14 protein-coding genes and 1 riboswitch are annotated in these 14,776 nt (G+C 67.8%); of the genes, 8 read left to right on the forward strand and 6 right to left on the reverse strand.

What is annotated here, in order from left to right; genetic code table 11:
* The first annotated feature begins 87 nt into the window (after positions 1–87).
* Complete coding sequence (locus tag ACAM55_RS02275) at positions 88–1,035, forward strand: LysR family transcriptional regulator (protein WP_369654478.1); 948 nt, start codon at positions 88–90, stop codon at positions 1,033–1,035.
* 30 nt (positions 1,036–1,065) lie between these two features.
* On the opposite strand, the gene ACAM55_RS02280 is transcribed toward ACAM55_RS02275, so the two are convergent.
* Entirely contained in the window at positions 1,066–1,743 is a 678-nt protein-coding gene (locus tag ACAM55_RS02280; RefSeq protein WP_369654479.1) for a TetR family transcriptional regulator C-terminal domain-containing protein, read from the reverse strand.
* A gap of 145 nt (positions 1,744–1,888) precedes the next feature.
* Here ACAM55_RS02280 and ACAM55_RS02285 point away from each other — a divergent pair, with 145 nt between their 5' ends.
* Positions 1,889–2,959: an asparaginase gene (locus ACAM55_RS02285; protein WP_369654480.1), complete on the forward strand. Its 1,071-nt coding sequence runs from the start codon at positions 1,889–1,891 to the stop codon at positions 2,957–2,959.
* A 6-nt stretch (positions 2,960–2,965) separates the two neighbouring features.
* Here ACAM55_RS02285 and ACAM55_RS02290 read toward each other — a convergent pair whose 3' ends face one another.
* Genes ACAM55_RS02290 through ACAM55_RS02300 form a run of 3 tightly spaced genes read right to left on the reverse strand, consistent with a single transcriptional unit; the run spans position 2,966 to position 5,581 of the window.
* Positions 2,966–3,784, reverse strand: coding sequence for a phosphatase PAP2 family protein (locus ACAM55_RS02290; RefSeq protein ID WP_369654481.1), 819 nt, complete (start codon positions 3,782–3,784; stop codon positions 2,966–2,968).
* A 10-nt stretch (positions 3,785–3,794) separates the two neighbouring features.
* Entirely contained in the window at positions 3,795–4,619 is an 825-nt protein-coding gene (locus ACAM55_RS02295) for a metallophosphoesterase (protein WP_369654482.1), read from the reverse strand.
* On the reverse strand, positions 4,616–5,581 hold the full coding sequence (locus ACAM55_RS02300; RefSeq protein WP_369654483.1) for a diacylglycerol kinase family protein: 966 nt from the start codon (positions 5,579–5,581) through the stop codon (positions 4,616–4,618). Before ACAM55_RS02300 ends, ACAM55_RS02295 begins: the two co-directional genes overlap by 4 nt.
* A 298-nt stretch (positions 5,582–5,879) precedes the next feature.
* On the opposite strand from ACAM55_RS02300, the gene glyQ reads away from it, so the two are divergent.
* The 5 genes from glyQ to ACAM55_RS02325 are packed head-to-tail and all read left to right on the forward strand — an operon-like array spanning position 5,880 to position 11,309.
* Complete coding sequence (gene glyQ / locus ACAM55_RS02305; protein ID WP_369654484.1) at positions 5,880–6,785, forward strand: glycine--tRNA ligase subunit alpha; 906 nt, start codon at positions 5,880–5,882, stop codon at positions 6,783–6,785.
* 3 nt (positions 6,786–6,788) lie between these two features.
* A complete protein-coding gene (gene glyS, locus ACAM55_RS02310; RefSeq protein WP_369654485.1) occupies positions 6,789–8,927 on the forward strand; it encodes a glycine--tRNA ligase subunit beta in 2,139 nt (712 codons plus the stop codon).
* 30 nt (positions 8,928–8,957) lie between these two features.
* Positions 8,958–9,536, forward strand: coding sequence for a D-glycero-beta-D-manno-heptose 1,7-bisphosphate 7-phosphatase (gene gmhB, locus ACAM55_RS02315; RefSeq protein WP_369654486.1), 579 nt, complete (start codon positions 8,958–8,960; stop codon positions 9,534–9,536).
* Positions 9,536–10,306: a lysophospholipid acyltransferase family protein gene (locus ACAM55_RS02320; protein WP_369654487.1), complete on the forward strand. Its 771-nt coding sequence runs from the start codon at positions 9,536–9,538 to the stop codon at positions 10,304–10,306. Before gmhB ends, ACAM55_RS02320 begins: the two co-directional genes overlap by 1 nt.
* A gap of 49 nt (positions 10,307–10,355) precedes the next feature.
* Positions 10,356–11,309 carry a M48 family metallopeptidase gene (locus tag ACAM55_RS02325; RefSeq protein ID WP_369656318.1) on the forward strand — a complete coding sequence of 318 codons (954 nt, stop codon included), beginning with the start codon at positions 10,356–10,358 and terminating at the stop codon, positions 11,307–11,309.
* Between the two features lie 66 nt (positions 11,310–11,375).
* Here the strand turns inward: ACAM55_RS02325 and thiC are convergent, their stop codons facing one another.
* Both thiC and ACAM55_RS02335 read right to left on the reverse strand, forming a co-directional pair.
* A complete protein-coding gene (gene thiC / locus ACAM55_RS02330) occupies positions 11,376–13,259 on the reverse strand; it encodes a phosphomethylpyrimidine synthase ThiC (RefSeq protein ID WP_369654488.1) in 1,884 nt (627 codons plus the stop codon).
* An 87-nt stretch (positions 13,260–13,346) separates the two neighbouring features.
* A riboswitch (TPP riboswitch) is annotated at positions 13,347–13,451 on the reverse strand.
* 26 nt (positions 13,452–13,477) lie between these two features.
* Positions 13,478–13,906, reverse strand: a complete 429-nt coding sequence (locus ACAM55_RS02335) for a YchJ family protein (RefSeq protein ID WP_369654489.1) — start codon at positions 13,904–13,906, stop codon at positions 13,478–13,480.
* A gap of 134 nt (positions 13,907–14,040) precedes the next feature.
* On the opposite strand from ACAM55_RS02335, the gene ACAM55_RS02340 reads away from it, so the two are divergent.
* Positions 14,041–14,775, forward strand: a complete 735-nt coding sequence (locus tag ACAM55_RS02340) for a response regulator transcription factor (protein WP_369654490.1) — start codon at positions 14,041–14,043, stop codon at positions 14,773–14,775.
* The last annotated feature ends 1 nt before the right edge of the window (position 14,776 follow it).

A 14,776-nucleotide genomic window follows, 5' to 3' on the forward strand; every position in this document is an offset into this window, starting at 1 on the left:
GGGTTGAAATGTGCTCCCATGAGAAAAGACTTGGTAGTCCTGCGGATTGCACAATGTCTATACGTAGGGCGTATAAAGATGCCGATGATGCCGAATCCTCCCGCCGCCGCCGCCGCCGACCGCATCGAGCTGATGCAGACCTTCGTCCATATCGTCGAGGCGGGCAGCCTCTCCGCTGCCGCCCAGCAGATGGGTACGACGCAGCCCACCGTGAGCCGCCGGTTGCAGGTGCTGGAGCGCTCGCTGGGGGTGCGGCTCCTGCGCCGCTCCACGCACGCGATGAAGCTCACCGAGGACGGCGAGCGCTGCTACGAGCGGGCCCGGGAGCTGATCGCGGACTGGCACGCCTTCGAGGCCGACATTCGCGGCGTGGGCGACGAGCCCGAAGGGATGCTGCGCGTGGTGGTGCCGCATGCGCTGGGCCAGCTTCTGCTGGTCGGTCCGCTGGCCGACTACCTTCGCGCGTACCCGCGGGTGTCCGTCGAATGGCTGCTGAACGACCGCCGGCCCGACTTCATCGCCGAAGGCGTCGACTGTGCGATCCAGGTCGGCGAGATGACCGACACCATGGCCGTGGCGATCAAACTCTCGGAAGTGCCGCGCGTGGTGGTCGCCGCACCCTCGGTGCTGGCCGGACGGGCGCCGCTCGCGCATGCGTCGGAGTTGGCGGAGTTGCCGTGGCTTGCGCTGCGCACCTTCTATCGCAACGAGGTGCTGCTCACGCACCGGCCGAGCGGCGAGACCGCGCGCGTGACCATCCGTCCGCGCATGAGCACCGACAGCCTCTATGCGCTGCAAAGCGCGGCCCGCATGGGCCTGGGCGCCTGCATGGGCTCGGTCTGGCTCATGAAGGACGACATCGCTGCCGGCCGCCTGGTGCAGCTCGTGCCGCAATGGCACGTGGCGGCGCTGCCCGTCTACCTGGTCTATCCGCCTGCGCGCTTCCAGCCGGCGCGCCTGCGCCGCTTCATCGAGATGATGCGGGTCGCGCTGGCGGACCCGACGGGGCGCGCCTGGGAGGTCGGGGCATCGTGATCGGCGCCTTCGGCGGGGCGCAGGGAAGGCCTAGGTCTTGATCCCGCAGCCGCCCAGCACGAACGCCACCAGCTCGCGCGCGATCGGCTCGCGGTCGATGGGCGCGTCGGGCGGCAGGCCGAGCATCACGCGCGTCTGTATCGCGTAGTCGGCGTAGCTCTGGGTCATGGCCCAGATGTGCATCAGAAGCAGGCGCGCGTCGAGCGGACGCATCTGCCCGCGTGCGATCCAGCCGTTGATGACGTCGACCTTCTTCTGCGTCCAGGCCCTGGCATTGGGCCAGTAGCGGTCGAGGTTGCGGCCGCCGTCGAGCACCTCGCGCGTGAAGATGCGCGAGATCTCCGGGTTGTCGAAGGCGTGGTCAAGCTTCTTGCGGATGTAGTCGCCCAGCACCGTGGCCGGGTCGCTGGCGTCCTCGAACGAGAACACCACCTTCCAGGCATGCAGCACCTGCATCAGCAGCTCTTCGTAGAGCTCTTCCTTGCCGGCGATGTAGTAGTGCAGCTGGGGCTTGGTGAGTCCGGCGCGCGCGGCAATGGCCTGTGTCGAGGTGCCCTTCAGGCCATGCAGGCTGAACTCCGTGACCGCCGCCGAGCGGATGGCCGCCATGATGCGCTCGCGCCCGGGGCGGGCGCGCGACAGCGGTCCGTCGGGGGCGGGCATTTCCTGGGCGGTCGTCGGGGGAAGGGCGGCGGGATCGGCGTTCATTGGCATGGAATTGCGGCGGTGCGCCCGGCGATGGTAATCCGCATGGCCGCATGCCATGCCGGCATGGCATGCGCGAGGCACGCGGGCACGGTTCATGTATCTTCTCGCCGCTTCCAGAAATTCGTTCAAGACAAGGAGTTCCTTCATGTACCTTTCTCCCCGTTTCAGGGCCTTCGCGGCCGGCGCCGCGCTGTTCGCGGCCAGCGCCCTGGCGCAAGCCCAGCAGGCGTTGCCCAATGTGGTGATCCTGGCCACCGGCGGCACCATTGCGGGCGCCGGCGCCTCGGCCGTGAACAGCGCCACCTACGCGGCCGCCAAGGTCGGCGTGGACAAGCTGATCGCCGGCCTGCCTGAACTCTCCAAGATCGCCAACGTGCGCGGCGAGCAGGTGTTCCAGGTCGCTTCCGAGAGCCTCACCAACGACAACCTGCTGACGCTCGCCAAGCGCGTTTCCGCGCTGTCCAAGCAAGCCGACGTGGACGGCATCGTCATCACCCACGGCACCGACACGCTGGAAGAAACCGCGTACTTCCTGACCCTCACCGTGCACACCAGCAAGCCGATCGTCGTGGTCGGCTCGATGCGCCCGGGCACGGCCCTTTCGGCCGACGGCGCGCTCAACCTCTATGACGCGGTCAGCGTCGCCGGCAGCAAGGATGCGGCGGGCAAGGGCGTGCTCGTGACGATGAACGACAACATCGACAGCGGCCGGGACGTGAGCAAGAACGTCAACGTCAAGACCAGCGCCTTCTCGAGCCAGTGGGGTCCGCTCGGCATGGTGGTCGAGGGCAAGAACTACTGGTTCCGCGCGCCGGTGAAGCGCCACACCATGGCTTCGGAATTCGACATCGACGCCATCAACGCGCTGCCGCCGGTCGAGATCGCCATGGGCTACGAGGGCGTTTCGTCCATCGCCATCGACGCGTTCGCCAAGAGCGGCGTCAAGGCCATCATCCATGGCGGCACGGGCAACGGCTCGGTGGCCAACCGCATCGTGCCGAACCTGCAGAAGGCGCGCACCGACGGCGCGATCATCATCCGCAGCTCGCGCGTGGCCGACGGTTTCGTGATCCGCAACGCCGAGCAGCCCGACGACAAGTACGACTGGGTGGTGGCGCACGACCTGCGTCCGCAGAAGGCCCGCATCCTGGCGATGGTCGCCCTCACCAAGACCAGCGACACGAAAGAACTCCAGCGCATCTTCTGGGAGTATTGATCTTCGCTAGCGCGCGGCCCGCCGCTTGCGGTGCCGCGCGTATTCGAGGCTGCTCACGCATACGAGCAGCCAGGCGAGGCCGGTCAGCAGGCCGGCCGCCACGTCGCTTGCGAAATGCACCTGCAAAAAGACGCGGCTGCACGCGATGGTGACGATGGCAGCCGCGGCCGCCATGGCCGCCGGCACATGCCAGCGCGTGGGCAACAGGCGCAGCGCCAGGTACATCAGCATCCCGTAGCTCACGATGGCGCCCGCGCTGTGGCCGCTCGGAAAGCTGAAGCTCGTTTCCAGTGCCAGCCCATGGTCGTGCAGCGGCCGCGCCCGCGCGAAGATGCGCTTGAGGGCGGGGTTCAGCAGCACGATGCCCCCGAGCGCCATCACCCAGCCCAGCGCCAGGCCATGATGGGCCTTGCGCCACAGCAGCAAGGCCACGACCAGGCACACCGGCGCCAGCAGTTCGGCGTCGCCCAGGTGCGTGAGCCAGCTGAAAACCACCAGGGCCGCCCAGGGCACATGGTCGCCGATTGCATCGGCCAGCGCCTGGTCGGCCAGGCCGAGCAGGCGTCCGTCGCCGAGCTTCGACGCGATGTACGCCACCAGGCTCGCTGCCCCGAGGATCACCAGGAAACCCATCGCCAGCGCGGCCGCGAGCCGCGGTTCTTCCGGTTCCCCCGTCGGCAATGTCCGGGCGCGGCGTTCCCGCCATGCCCGGCAGGCCACGCCGGCGCCGAGCACCGAAAGGGCGAGGACGCATGCGAACCATGCAAGGGAATGCTCGCCGAGCTGGCGGGCGAGAAGAACGAGGGCAGGGGCTTCCGTCGGCATGCCGCGCACCCTAAGCAGGTGCCGCGGCGCTGGCAAGCGGGAGCTGCAATACTTTGGCGCACACGAAGGCCTTGTCCACGGCCGAGTGATCCCACCGCTCCGCCTGGCAGGTGCGGCCGTCGTCCGCTTCGCCCAGCCGCAGCACGTTCACCGAGTTGGGGTGCCCCGCACGCATGCGCGACGACACCGCCGTGCCGGCCTGCACGGCCCACGTCGTGCGCGGGCAGCCGGCGTAGGCGTCGTGCAGCGAACGCACGAACGGCAGGTGGATGTGCCCGCCGAGGATCAGGTCGGCGCCGGCCGCGCACCATCGCGCCACGGCGGTTTCGCGCCCGTGCAGCCGGTTCGGCATGTCTTCCTGCCGCGTCACCATCACCGGCTGGTGCGTGACCACCACGCGCAGCTGCTCGGGCGAAGCAGCCGCGAGCCGGGCCGCCACCCGCTCGATCTGCGCGGGTGAAACCTCGCCGTGCGCGTGCCGGTACCAGCGCGTGGTGTTGACTGCAACCACCAGCCATTCGGCGGATTCGAACACCGGCTCCAGGTCTGCGCCGAAGGCGCCGGCGTACCTTTCATACGGCGTGAACAGCCGAGCACCCAGCTGAAAAAGCGGAATGTCGTGGTTGCCCGGAATGGCAATCACGGCCGGCGCGGCCAGCCTTTCGACGAAGGCGCGCGCCGCCGCGAACTGGGCGCGCGTGGCGCGTTGAGTGATGTCGCCCGAAAGCACCACCACCTGCGGCGACAAGGCATGCGCAAGCCGCTCGAGCGCTTCCATCACCTCGGGCCGTTCGGTGCCGAAATGCGTGTCGGAGATCTGAAGCAGGCAGCTCATTCCTTGGCGGCCTCCAGTTCGGGCGCGGTGTCGGGCCGCACCAGCCACAGCGGCTCGGGCGAGACGCGGAACAGCAGCGGCATCTCGGCCCATGAGATCTCGCCGTCGGCGGCCACCTTCACGCGGCGCGGGCCGTGCGAGCGGCCGGCTTTCACTGTCATCGATTCGAACGGAAAGCTCAATACCTCGTCGGCGCCGCCGAGCCGGCCCAGGGCGCCGCGCACCAGGAGGCCCGGCATCGCAAGAACTCCCATGGGTTTCAGCGCCACGGCAGCCAGCTGGCCGTTTTCAGGCGCATCGGCGTGTTCGATGCCGACCTGCAGCAACTGCAACGGGTTGTTGCCCACGAACAGCGTCGGCGTGCGCAGGTCGCGCTCCTGGCCTCGCCAGGCCATGCGCAGGTTCCAGTGCCGGTGGCCGCGCATCACGGTCAGGAGGCCGGCGAAGAACGCGATCCAGCGGCTGCGGCCATAGCGCGCCTTGTAGCTTTCGCGGTCTTCCAGAAGCTCGGCATACAGGCCCATGCTGGCATTCACCAGAAAGATGCGGTCGTTGACCAGTCCCACCTGCGCCGGCCGGGGCTGCCCGGTCAGCAGCACCTGCAGCGCCTCTGCCGTGTCGCGCGGAATGCCATGGGTGCGGCTGAAGTAGTTGAAGGTGCCCTGCGGCAGCACGCCAAAGGCCAGGCCGCTGCCGAGCGTGGCCTGCGCCACCGCGTTGACGGTGCCGTCGCCGCCCGCGGCCACCACCACCCCGCCCACCGCGCGGGCGCGCTCGACGGCCTCGCGCGCCAGCGCCTGCACCGTTGCGCGTTCGTCGACAACGAAGAGGCGGTGCCGGCGGCCCGCCGCGGCGCAGCCCTCCTCGACGATCCGGCGGGTCTGGGCGGCATCCGCGCTGCCGGCGCCGGCATTGAGAACGATGAATAACGGGGAACTCGGACCGATGCAGGGCGCTGGCATGTCTGGATGAAACGGAAAAGAGGCGGGTCCCGCGGGCTCGTGCAAGACTGCGGGACGAGGGCGGAAGACCGGAGTAGGGGCTCGGAGAGGCTCGAAAAGACTTGAAAAAGGCAATTGCGAGGCGATCGGGAAGAGATCGCGCGCAACCGGCTCGGAGTTATCGCACGGCCCGCGGCGCCGCGCCGGCGGCCGGCATCCCGGCTGGCTGTGGGAGAGTTGCCCTCCGACCGTAAAATCGTCTGCTTTCGCGGTGAATCACCGCGCTACCGTCCAACGCCCGGTCACGCCGGCCAGCTTCATGTTGACCTTCCAGCAAATCATTCTCAAACTGCAGTCGTACTGGGCCGACAAGGGCTGTGCGCTGCTGCAACCGTACGACATGGAAGTGGGCGCGGGCACCTCGCACACCGCCACCTTCCTGCGCGCGCTCGGCCCCGAACCGTGGAAGGCCGCCTACGTACAGCCCAGCCGCCGCCCCAAGGACGGCCGCTATGGCGAGAACCCCAACCGCCTGCAGCACTACTACCAGTACCAGGTGGTGCTCAAGCCGGCGCCTAGCAACATCCTGGAGCTTTACCTCGGCAGCCTGGAGGCGCTGGGCTTCGACCTGAAGAAGAACGACATCCGCTTCGTCGAGGACGACTGGGAAAATCCGACGCTTGGCGCCTGGGGCCTGGGCTGGGAAGTCTGGCTCAACGGCATGGAGGTGACGCAGTTCACCTATTTCCAGCAGGTCGGCGGCATCGACTGCAAGCCCATCACCGGCGAGATCACCTACGGCCTCGAGCGCCTCGCGATGTACCTGCAGGGCGTGGACAACGTCTACAACCTCACGTGGACCGAAGGCCTGAGCTATGGCGACGTCTACAAGCAGAACGAGGTCGAGCAGTCGACCTACAACTTCGAGCACAGCGACGCCGAGTTCCTGTTCACCGCCTTTGCCGCGCACGAGAAGCAGGCCAAGCACCTCATGACCGAGCAGCTCGCGCTGCCGGCCTACGAGCAGGTGCTCAAGGCCGCGCACAGCTTCAACCTGCTCGACGCGCGCGGCGCCATCAGCGTGACCGAGCGCGCGGCCTACATCGGCCGTATCCGCAACCTCGCGCGCAGCGTGGCGCAAAGCTACTACGAGAGCCGCGAGCGGCTCGGTTTCCCGATGGCGCCTCGCGAGTGGGTTGCACAAATCACGAAGAAGGCGGCCTGAGCGATGACGAGCGTGCAAAAGAACCTGTTGGTCGAACTCTTCGTGGAAGAGCTGCCGCCCAAGGCCCTCAAGAAACTCGGCGATGCCTTCGCCAATGGCCTGCGCGACCAGCTCGTGGCGCAGGGGCTCGCCGAGCCCGCCTCCGTGCTGACCGCCTATGCATCGCCGCGCCGCCTGGCCGCGCATCTCACGCACGTGGCCGAGCGTGCCGCCGACAAGGCCGTGTCGCAAAAGCTCATGCCTGTGGCCGTGGGGCTCGATGCTTCGGGCCAGCCCACGCCCGCACTGCTCAAGCGCCTGGCCGCACTGGGCGCAGACGCCTCGGCCGTGCCAGGCCTCAAGCGCGCGGTGGACGGCAAGGCCGAAGCCCTGTTCCACGAAAGCACCGCCAAGGGCGCCACGCTGGCCGAAGGCCTTCAAAAGGCGCTGGCCGAAGCGATCGCCAAGCTGCCGATTCCCAAGGTGATGAGCTACCAGCTCGAAACCGGCTGCGAGCTGCCGGGCTGGAGCAGCGTGAGCTTCGTGCGCCCCGCGCATGGCCTGGTGGCGCTGCATGGCGACACCGTGGTGCCGGTCGAGGCGCTCGGCCTTCGTGCAGGCCGCGAAACCCATGGCCACCGCTTCGAAGCGGCCGTTGACCCCGTGGTGCTGCGCGACGCCAACAGCTATGCGCTGCAGATGCAGGACGAGGGCGCAGTCATCGCGAGCTTCGAGGCCCGCCGCACCGAGATCGCGCGCCAGCTCGCTGCCGCGGCCGTGCGGGCCGGCGGCGCCGCCGCGCCGATCCAGGACGACGCGCTGCTCGACGAAGTGACGGCGCTGGTCGAGCGGCCCAACGTGCTGATATGCAGCTTCGAGCGCGAGTTTCTCGAAGTACCGCAGGAGTGCCTCATCCTCACGATGAAGGCCAACCAGAAGTACTTTCCGCTGCTCGACGCATCGAACAAGCTCACCAACAAGTTCCTGGTCGTCAGCAACATCAGCCCCGAGGACGCGAGCGCGGTGGTCGGCGGCAACGAGCGCGTGGTGCGCCCGCGCCTGGCCGACGCCAAGTTCTTCTTCGACCAGGACCGCAAGAAGTCGCTGGCCTCGCGTGTCGAATCGCTGGGCAAGGTGGTCTATCACAACAAGCTCGGCACCCAGGGCGAGCGCGTCGAGCGCGTGATGCGCATCGCGCGCGGCATCGCGGCGCCGCTGGGTAACGCCACGCTCACTGCGCATGCCGTGCAGGCGGCGCAGCTGGCCAAGGCCGATCTGGTGACCGACATGGTCGGCGAGTTCCCGGAACTGCAGGGCACCATGGGCCGCTATTACGCGCTGCACGACGGCTTGTCCGCCGAAGTGGCCGACGCGATCGAGGACCACTACAAGCCGCGTTTCGCAGGCGACGAGTTGCCGCGCCACACGGTCGGCATCGTGGTCGCGCTGGCCGACAAGCTCGAGACGCTCGTCGGCATGTTCGGCATCGGCAACCTGCCGACCGGCGACCGCGACCCGTTCGCGCTGCGCCGGCATGCGCTGGGCGTGATCCGCATGCTGATCGAGAAAGACCTGCCACTGGGGCTCGACGCACTGCTGCAGGACGCCGCCGCGCAGTTCAAGGACATCGACGGCTTCGACGCCGGCAAGGCCACGGCCCTGCTGCAGGACTTCATTCTCGACCGACTGGCCGGCAGCCTGCGCGAGCAGGGCGCCAGCGCGCAAGAGGTCGACGCCGTGCTCGCGCCGCGACCGCAGCGCCTGGGCGAAGTGCCCAAGCTGCTGGCCGCCGTGCGCGCCTTTGCCGCGCTGCCCGCCGCGGCCGCGCTGGCCGCCGCCAACAAGCGCATCGGCAACATCCTCAAGAAGGCGCCCGAAGCCGACGCGCACGTCAGCGAACTGCTGCTGCACGAGCCCGCCGAGAAGGCGCTGCACGCGGCCATGGCCGAGGTCGTGCCCGCCGCCAATGCACAGTTCGACGCCGGCGACTACACCGCTTCTCTGCAGACACTGGCCGCGCTGCGAGAGCCGGTCGATGCCTTCTTCGACGGCGTGATGGTCAATGCCGAACAGGCCGACCTGCGCCTCAACCGGCTGGGCCTCTTGATGTCGCTGCACGTGGCGATGAACCGCGTGGCGCAGCTCGAGCGGCTGGCGGCCTGACCGTAAAGACAGGGGCTTCTTGCCAGCGCCATGAAACTCGTCATCCTCGACCGCAACGGCACGATCAACGTGCACCGTGAAGATTTCGTCAAGAGCGACATCGAGTGGACGCCGCTGCCCGGCGCGCTCGAGGCCGTGGCCAAGCTCAACCATGCCGGCTGGCACGTGGTGGTCGCGTCCAACCAGTCGGGCCTGGGACGCGGCCTGTTCGACATGGCGTCGCTCAACGCCATGCACGCCAAGATGCACAAGATGCTCGCGGCCGTGGGCGGGCGGGTCGATGCGGTCTTCTATTGCCCGCACAGCCCCGACGAAGGCTGCGATTGCCGCAAGCCCGCGCCGGGCCTGTTCCGCCAGATCGGCGACCGCTACGGCATCGACCTCAAAGACGTACCCACCGCGGGCGACAGCCTGCGCGACCTGCAGGCCGGCGCGGCGGCCGGCTGCGAGCCGCACCTGCTGCTCACCGGCATGGGGGCGTCCTGCCGCGGCGTCGATCCGCTGCCCCCCGAATACCCGGCGAACACCATGGTTCACGAGAGCCTGGCCGCCTTTGTCGATTTTCTGCTTGCGCGCGAAGCGCAGGCCGCACTGCAGGTGGCTGTCTGATGGCGTTTATCCGTTCCGTGGTCCATGCCCTGTGGATGCTCGTCACCGTGGTGCCCTGGGGCATCATCATGTGCATCAGCTCGCTCTGGAAGCGCGGCATTCCGCTCTACTGGATGGCGGTGCAATGGCTCAGCTGGGCCATCGGCGGCGCGCGTGTGCTGCTGGGCATCCGCACCCGCGTCACCGGCATGGAAAACCTGCCCGTCGACAAGCTCGCCGGCGCGGTCCTGCTGGTCAAGCACCAGTCGACCTTCGAGACTTTCCTGATGCCTACGCTGATGCCGCATCCGCTGGCTTTCGTGTTCAAGAAGGAGCTGATCTACGTGCCCTTCTTCGGCTGGGCCATGGCCCGGCTCGACATGATCCACATCGACCGCAGCCAGCGCGCGCAGGCCTTCAACAAGGTCGTGAACCAGGGCCGAAAGCTGCTTGCTCAGGGCATCTGGATCATCATGTTTCCCGAAGGCACCCGCATTCCGCGCGGCCAGAAGGGCACCTACAAGAGCGGCGGCACGCGGCTCGCGTGCGAAACCGGCGTGCCGGTGATTCCCATTGCCGTCACCTCGGCCAAGGTCTGGCCGCGCAAGGCTTTCATCAAGCGCCCCGGCGTGGTCGACGTGTCGATCGGCCCGGCCATTCCCAGCGTCGGCCGCAAGCCCGACGAGCTGATGCGCGAAGTCGAGGCCTGGATCGAATCCGAGATGCGCCGGCTCGACCCCGAGGCCTACCGCGACAGCCCGCCGCTGCAGGTGCCGCAAGAAGTGCGCTGAAGAAGAAGAAAGAAAAGAGCCCGAGATGCGGGGACTGCTTCAGTTCACGATGGACCTGTTCGAAGGACTGGGCAACGAGTTTGCGCCGGCCAAGCCGCCCGCGCCGCGGACCCGAAAGGTCAAGAAGAAGGCCGCACCGCCCGTGGCGCCGCCTTCGGCGCTCGAGGGACTGCAACAGGACAAGGCCGACCACACCGGCCCCGCGCTGCCCGCCATTCCGCTGCGCGACACGCTGGCGCTCGCGAGCTTCGTGCACCCGCAGGCCACGCGTGAAACGGTGCTGGGCTCGGCGCGTGTGGCCTACGAGTTCAAGCGCGGCAAGCGCAAGACCATCGGATTCCTGGTGGGTGCCGAAGGCCTGTCGGTGCGCGCGCCGCGCTGGGTCACACTGCGCGATGTGGATGCCGCCATCAAGGAGAAATCCGACTGGATCCTGCGCAAGCTGCTGGAAACGCGGCAGCGCCACGCGCGCGTCGAGGCCACGCGCATCGAGTGGAAAGACGGCGCGCAATTTCCGTTCATGGGCGAAACGGTCGTGATCCGCCTCGATCCGAAGCACGGCTTCGCAAGCGTCGGCGGCACGCTGGACGCGAGCGACGACGGCAGTGGTCCGCGCATCCTGCGGCTGGCCGTGGCGCAGAACGCCGAAGCTTCGCAGATTCGCGACGCGGCCCAGGCCTGGCTCATGCGCCAGGCGCGGCGGCTTTTCATCGAACGGCTCGATCACTTCGCGCCGCGGCTCGGCGTGCGCTGGCAGAAGCTTTCGCTGTCGAATGCGGCTACGCGGTGGGGCAGTGCGAGCGTTGATGGATCTATCCGGTTGAACTGGCGCTTGATCCACTTTCGCCTGCCGGTGATCGACTACGTGGTTGCGCACGAGCTCGCGCATCTGCGGGTGATGGACCACTCGCACCGGTTCTGGGAGACGGTGGAGAGTGTGGTGCCGGACTATGACCTGCTCCGGCAGCAGCTCAAGGACGAGGCTGCGCCTCGGTGGTCTTGAGGGTCTTGCTTTCTGCTGGTTTTTTGAGGTCTGAGGCCGGGGCGAGAGCCGGCCCCGGGAAAAAACTCAGGACACCGCCCGAATCGGGATGTACATCTCCCCACCAGCCGCCGCGAACTCCTGCGACTTCTCGGCCATGCCGGCCGCCATGGCTTCGGCCTCCGCCACGCCCTTCTTCGCCGCGTACTCCCGCACCTCCTGCGTGATCTTCATGGAGCAGAACTTCGGGCCGCACATCGAGCAGAAGTGCGCCACCTTGCTCGAATCCTTCGGCAAGGTCTCGTCATGGAATTCGCGCGCGGTGTCGGGGTCGAGTCCGAGGTTGAACTGGTCCTGCCAGCGGAACTCGAAGCGCGCCTTGCTCAGCGCGTCGTCGCGGGAGCGGGCCCCTGGGTGTCCCTTGGCCACGTCCGCCGCGTGCGCGGCGATCTTGTAGGCAATGATCCCCTGCTTCACGTCGTCGCGGTCGGGCAGGCCCAGGTGTTCCTTGGGCGTCACGTAGCAGAGCATCGCGGTGCCGGCCCAGCCGATCATCGCCGCGCCAATGGCGCTCGCGATGTGGTCGTAGCCCGGCGCGATGTCGATGGTCAGCGGCCCGAGCGTGTAGAACGGCGCTTCGTGGCAGTGCTTGAGCTGCTCGTCCATGTTCGACTGGATCATGTGCATCGGCACGTGACCCGGCCCTTCGATCATGGTCTGCACGTCGTGCTTCCACGCGATCTGCGTCAGCTCGCCAAGCGTGCGCAGCTCGGCAAACTGGGCTTCGTCGTTGGCGTCGGCGCCGGAGCCGGGCCGCAGGCCGTCGCCGAGCGAGAAGCTCACGTCGTAGGCCTTCATGATGTCGCAGATGTCCTCGAAGTGCTCGTACAGGAAGCTCTCCTTGTGATGCGCGATGCACCACTTGGCCATGATCGAACCGCCGCGCGAGACGATGCCCGTCATGCGGTCGGCCGTCAGGTGGATGAACGGCAGCCGCAGGCCCGCGTGGATGGTGAAGTAGTCCACGCCTTGCTCGGCCTGCTCGATCAGCGTGTCGCGATAGATCTCCCAGGTAAGGTCCTCGGCCACGCCGCCCACCTTCTCGAGCGCCTGGTAGATCGGCACGGTGCCGATGGGCACCGGCGAGTTGCGCACGATCCAATCGCGCGTGGTGTGGATGTTCTTGCCGGTCGACAGGTCCATCACGTTGTCGGCGCCCCAGCGGATCGCCCACACCAGCTTTTCAACCTCTTCCTCGATGCTCGAGGTGACGGCCGAATTGCCGATGTTGGCGTTGATCTTCACCTTGAAGTTGCGGCCGATGGCCATCGGCTCGACTTCGGGGTGGTTGATGTTGGCCGGAATGATGGCGCGGCCGCGCGCCACTTCGTCGCGCACGAACTCGGGCGTGATGATGCGCGGAATGCTCGCGCCCATCGGGTTGCCGGCCACGCGCTTCGCGCGCTCCTCGTTGGCCATGTACTGGGCCATCCATTCGCGCTTGCCGTTCTCGCGCAGCGCCACGTATTCCATCTCGGGCGTGACGATGCCGCGGCGCGCGTAGTGCATCTGCGTGACGTTGGCGCCCGACTTGGCGCGGCGCGGCGTGCGCTGCAGGGCCGAGGCGCCGGCGCGCAATTCGGCCAGGCGCTGGGCGTCGCGGTCTTCGTTCTTGGCGCCGTCGTCCAGCGCATGGTGCGAGCGGCCCTCGTAGCTTTCGGTGTCGTTGCGCTCCAGGACCCAAGCGCCGCGCACGTCGGGCAGGCCGCGGCGCACGTCGATCTCGACCTTGGCATCGGTGTAGGGGCCCGAGGTGTCGTAGAGCGACACGGTCTCGCCATTGGTCAGCAGCACGTCGCGCACCGGCACGTTCAGGTCGGGCCGGCTGCCCGGAATCAGGCACTTGTGCGAAGCGGGAAAGGGCTCGCGCGTGAGCGAAAGCAGGGAGGTGAACTTGTCGGGGGCATTCATGCGGGGCACTCCTTGTTGAGGGAAAGGGTGCTCCGCAATCGCTCTGAGGACTTTGGGCCGCCACGGTGGGTGGGTGGCGGGACCGGAGTCAGGGAGTGCAGCTCTTCTTACGCCGGTATGACCCGGATCAAGTTCGCGGGTCGGCACTTTGCCATCTCAGCACGCCACATGCGTGCACCCCGGAGCGGGGCCTATTGTGCGGGCCGGGGCCCGGTGCGTCAACCGGGGGTCTGCAGGTCGCCCTCGAGGTAGAACCAGCGGTCTCCCTCGCGCACGAAGCGGCTGCGCTCGTGCAGGCGCGTTGCCGCGCCGGTACTGCTGCGCTGGCGGGCGACGAATTCGACCTCGGCATGGTCGGCGTCGAGCACCGATCGCGAGCGGATGTCGAGCCCGAGCCATTTCACGCCGGGCTCGAACTCGATCGAGTCCGGCCGCTTCGACGGGTGCCAGGTGGCGAGCAGGTAGGGGCCGCGCTCCAGCACGAAGGCGGTATAGCGGGAACGCATCAGCGATTCGGCGTCGGGCGCGGGTGTGCCCTCGAAATCGTCGAGGTAGCGGCCACAGCACAGGGCGTAGCCAATGGGCTTGTCTCGGCGGTCCGTGCGGCCGCAGGGGCAAGGTCCGGTGGTGGGATCGGTGGCACTCATGAAGCCCCTATTGGAACACCTCGAAGCCTTCCCTCCGATGGGGCAAGCCCTGCGGCCGCCTCCGGAGATACTCCCTTGGCGCAGTGCTTGCTAAACGCTAGCCTTCTTCGGCATACCCACAGAACGAGGCGGCGATGTACCTGACAGGCTCCGAACAGCAGGCGCTGCGCGGCGTTTTCACGCTGCTCGCGCAAGACCGCGGCGAAAGCGACATCCGCGAGCGCCTGGGCTGGGCGCTGCTCGACCTGCTGCATGCGGACCAGTTCGCCTCCTTCGTGTGGCATGCCGAAACCGGCCGCTTCGAGGGTCGCGTTGCGCTGAACATGGACCCCGCCAATCTCGACCGCTACGGCGAATGGCACCAGCACCATGACCCCATCACCTTCGTGCTGCAGTCGCACCGCCGCGCCACGCGGGTGACCGACGTGATGCCGCAGCGCGAACTGATGCAGACCGAGTTCTTCACCGACTTTCTCTCGCGCGACGGACTGCACTGGGGCATGAACCTGCATGCCTTCGAAGGCAACCGTGCGCTGGGCGATCTGCGCATCTGGCGGCGCAAGGGACGCGGCGATTTTGGTGACCATGAGAAGGCGCTGCTCGACCTGATCGAGCCGGCGTTCATCGGTGCGCTGCGGCGCGCGCAGCGCACGGCGGCTGCCACGCCGATGCCCGCCGAAACCGGCTGGCGCGAATTGAGCGCGCGCGAACAGGAGGTTGCACGGGCCGTGTGCCAAGGCCTCACCGACAAGGAGATCGCGCGCCGCATGGCCGTGAGCGTGCCGACAGTGCGCACCTACCTGCGGCGCATCTTCGACAAGCTCGGCATCGAACGCCGGTCGGCGCTGGCCGGCCTGGCGAAGCGCTGAT

The organism is Variovorax sp. V213, assembly GCF_041154455.1.
In the GTDB taxonomy this organism is placed as follows: domain Bacteria; phylum Pseudomonadota; class Gammaproteobacteria; order Burkholderiales; family Burkholderiaceae_C; genus Variovorax.

Coding starts and splice junctions, on each gene's coding strand:
- ACAM55_RS02295 (WP_369654482.1), bottom strand. CDS start 4,619: ATGAGCTGCCTGCTTCAGATCTCCGACACGCATTTCGGCACCGAACGG.
- ACAM55_RS02335 (WP_369654489.1), bottom strand. CDS start 13,906: ATGAGTGCCACCGATCCCACCACCGGACCTTGCCCCTGCGGCCGCACG.
- ACAM55_RS02320 (WP_369654487.1), top strand. CDS start 9,536: ATGGCGTTTATCCGTTCCGTGGTCCATGCCCTGTGGATGCTCGTCACC.
- ACAM55_RS02275 (WP_369654478.1), top strand. CDS start 88: ATGCCGAATCCTCCCGCCGCCGCCGCCGCCGACCGCATCGAGCTGATG.
- ACAM55_RS02290 (WP_369654481.1), bottom strand. CDS start 3,784: ATGCCGACGGAAGCCCCTGCCCTCGTTCTTCTCGCCCGCCAGCTCGGC.
- ACAM55_RS02325 (WP_369656318.1), top strand. CDS start 10,356: ATGGACCTGTTCGAAGGACTGGGCAACGAGTTTGCGCCGGCCAAGCCG.
- ACAM55_RS02285 (WP_369654480.1), top strand. CDS start 1,889: ATGTACCTTTCTCCCCGTTTCAGGGCCTTCGCGGCCGGCGCCGCGCTG.
- glyS (WP_369654485.1), top strand. CDS start 6,789: ATGACGAGCGTGCAAAAGAACCTGTTGGTCGAACTCTTCGTGGAAGAG.
- glyQ (WP_369654484.1), top strand. CDS start 5,880: ATGTTGACCTTCCAGCAAATCATTCTCAAACTGCAGTCGTACTGGGCC.
- ACAM55_RS02280 (WP_369654479.1), bottom strand. CDS start 1,743: ATGAACGCCGATCCCGCCGCCCTTCCCCCGACGACCGCCCAGGAAATG.
- ACAM55_RS02300 (WP_369654483.1), bottom strand. CDS start 5,581: ATGCCAGCGCCCTGCATCGGTCCGAGTTCCCCGTTATTCATCGTTCTC.
- thiC (WP_369654488.1), bottom strand. CDS start 13,259: ATGAATGCCCCCGACAAGTTCACCTCCCTGCTTTCGCTCACGCGCGAG.
- gmhB (WP_369654486.1), top strand. CDS start 8,958: ATGAAACTCGTCATCCTCGACCGCAACGGCACGATCAACGTGCACCGT.
- ACAM55_RS02340 (WP_369654490.1), top strand. CDS start 14,041: ATGTACCTGACAGGCTCCGAACAGCAGGCGCTGCGCGGCGTTTTCACG.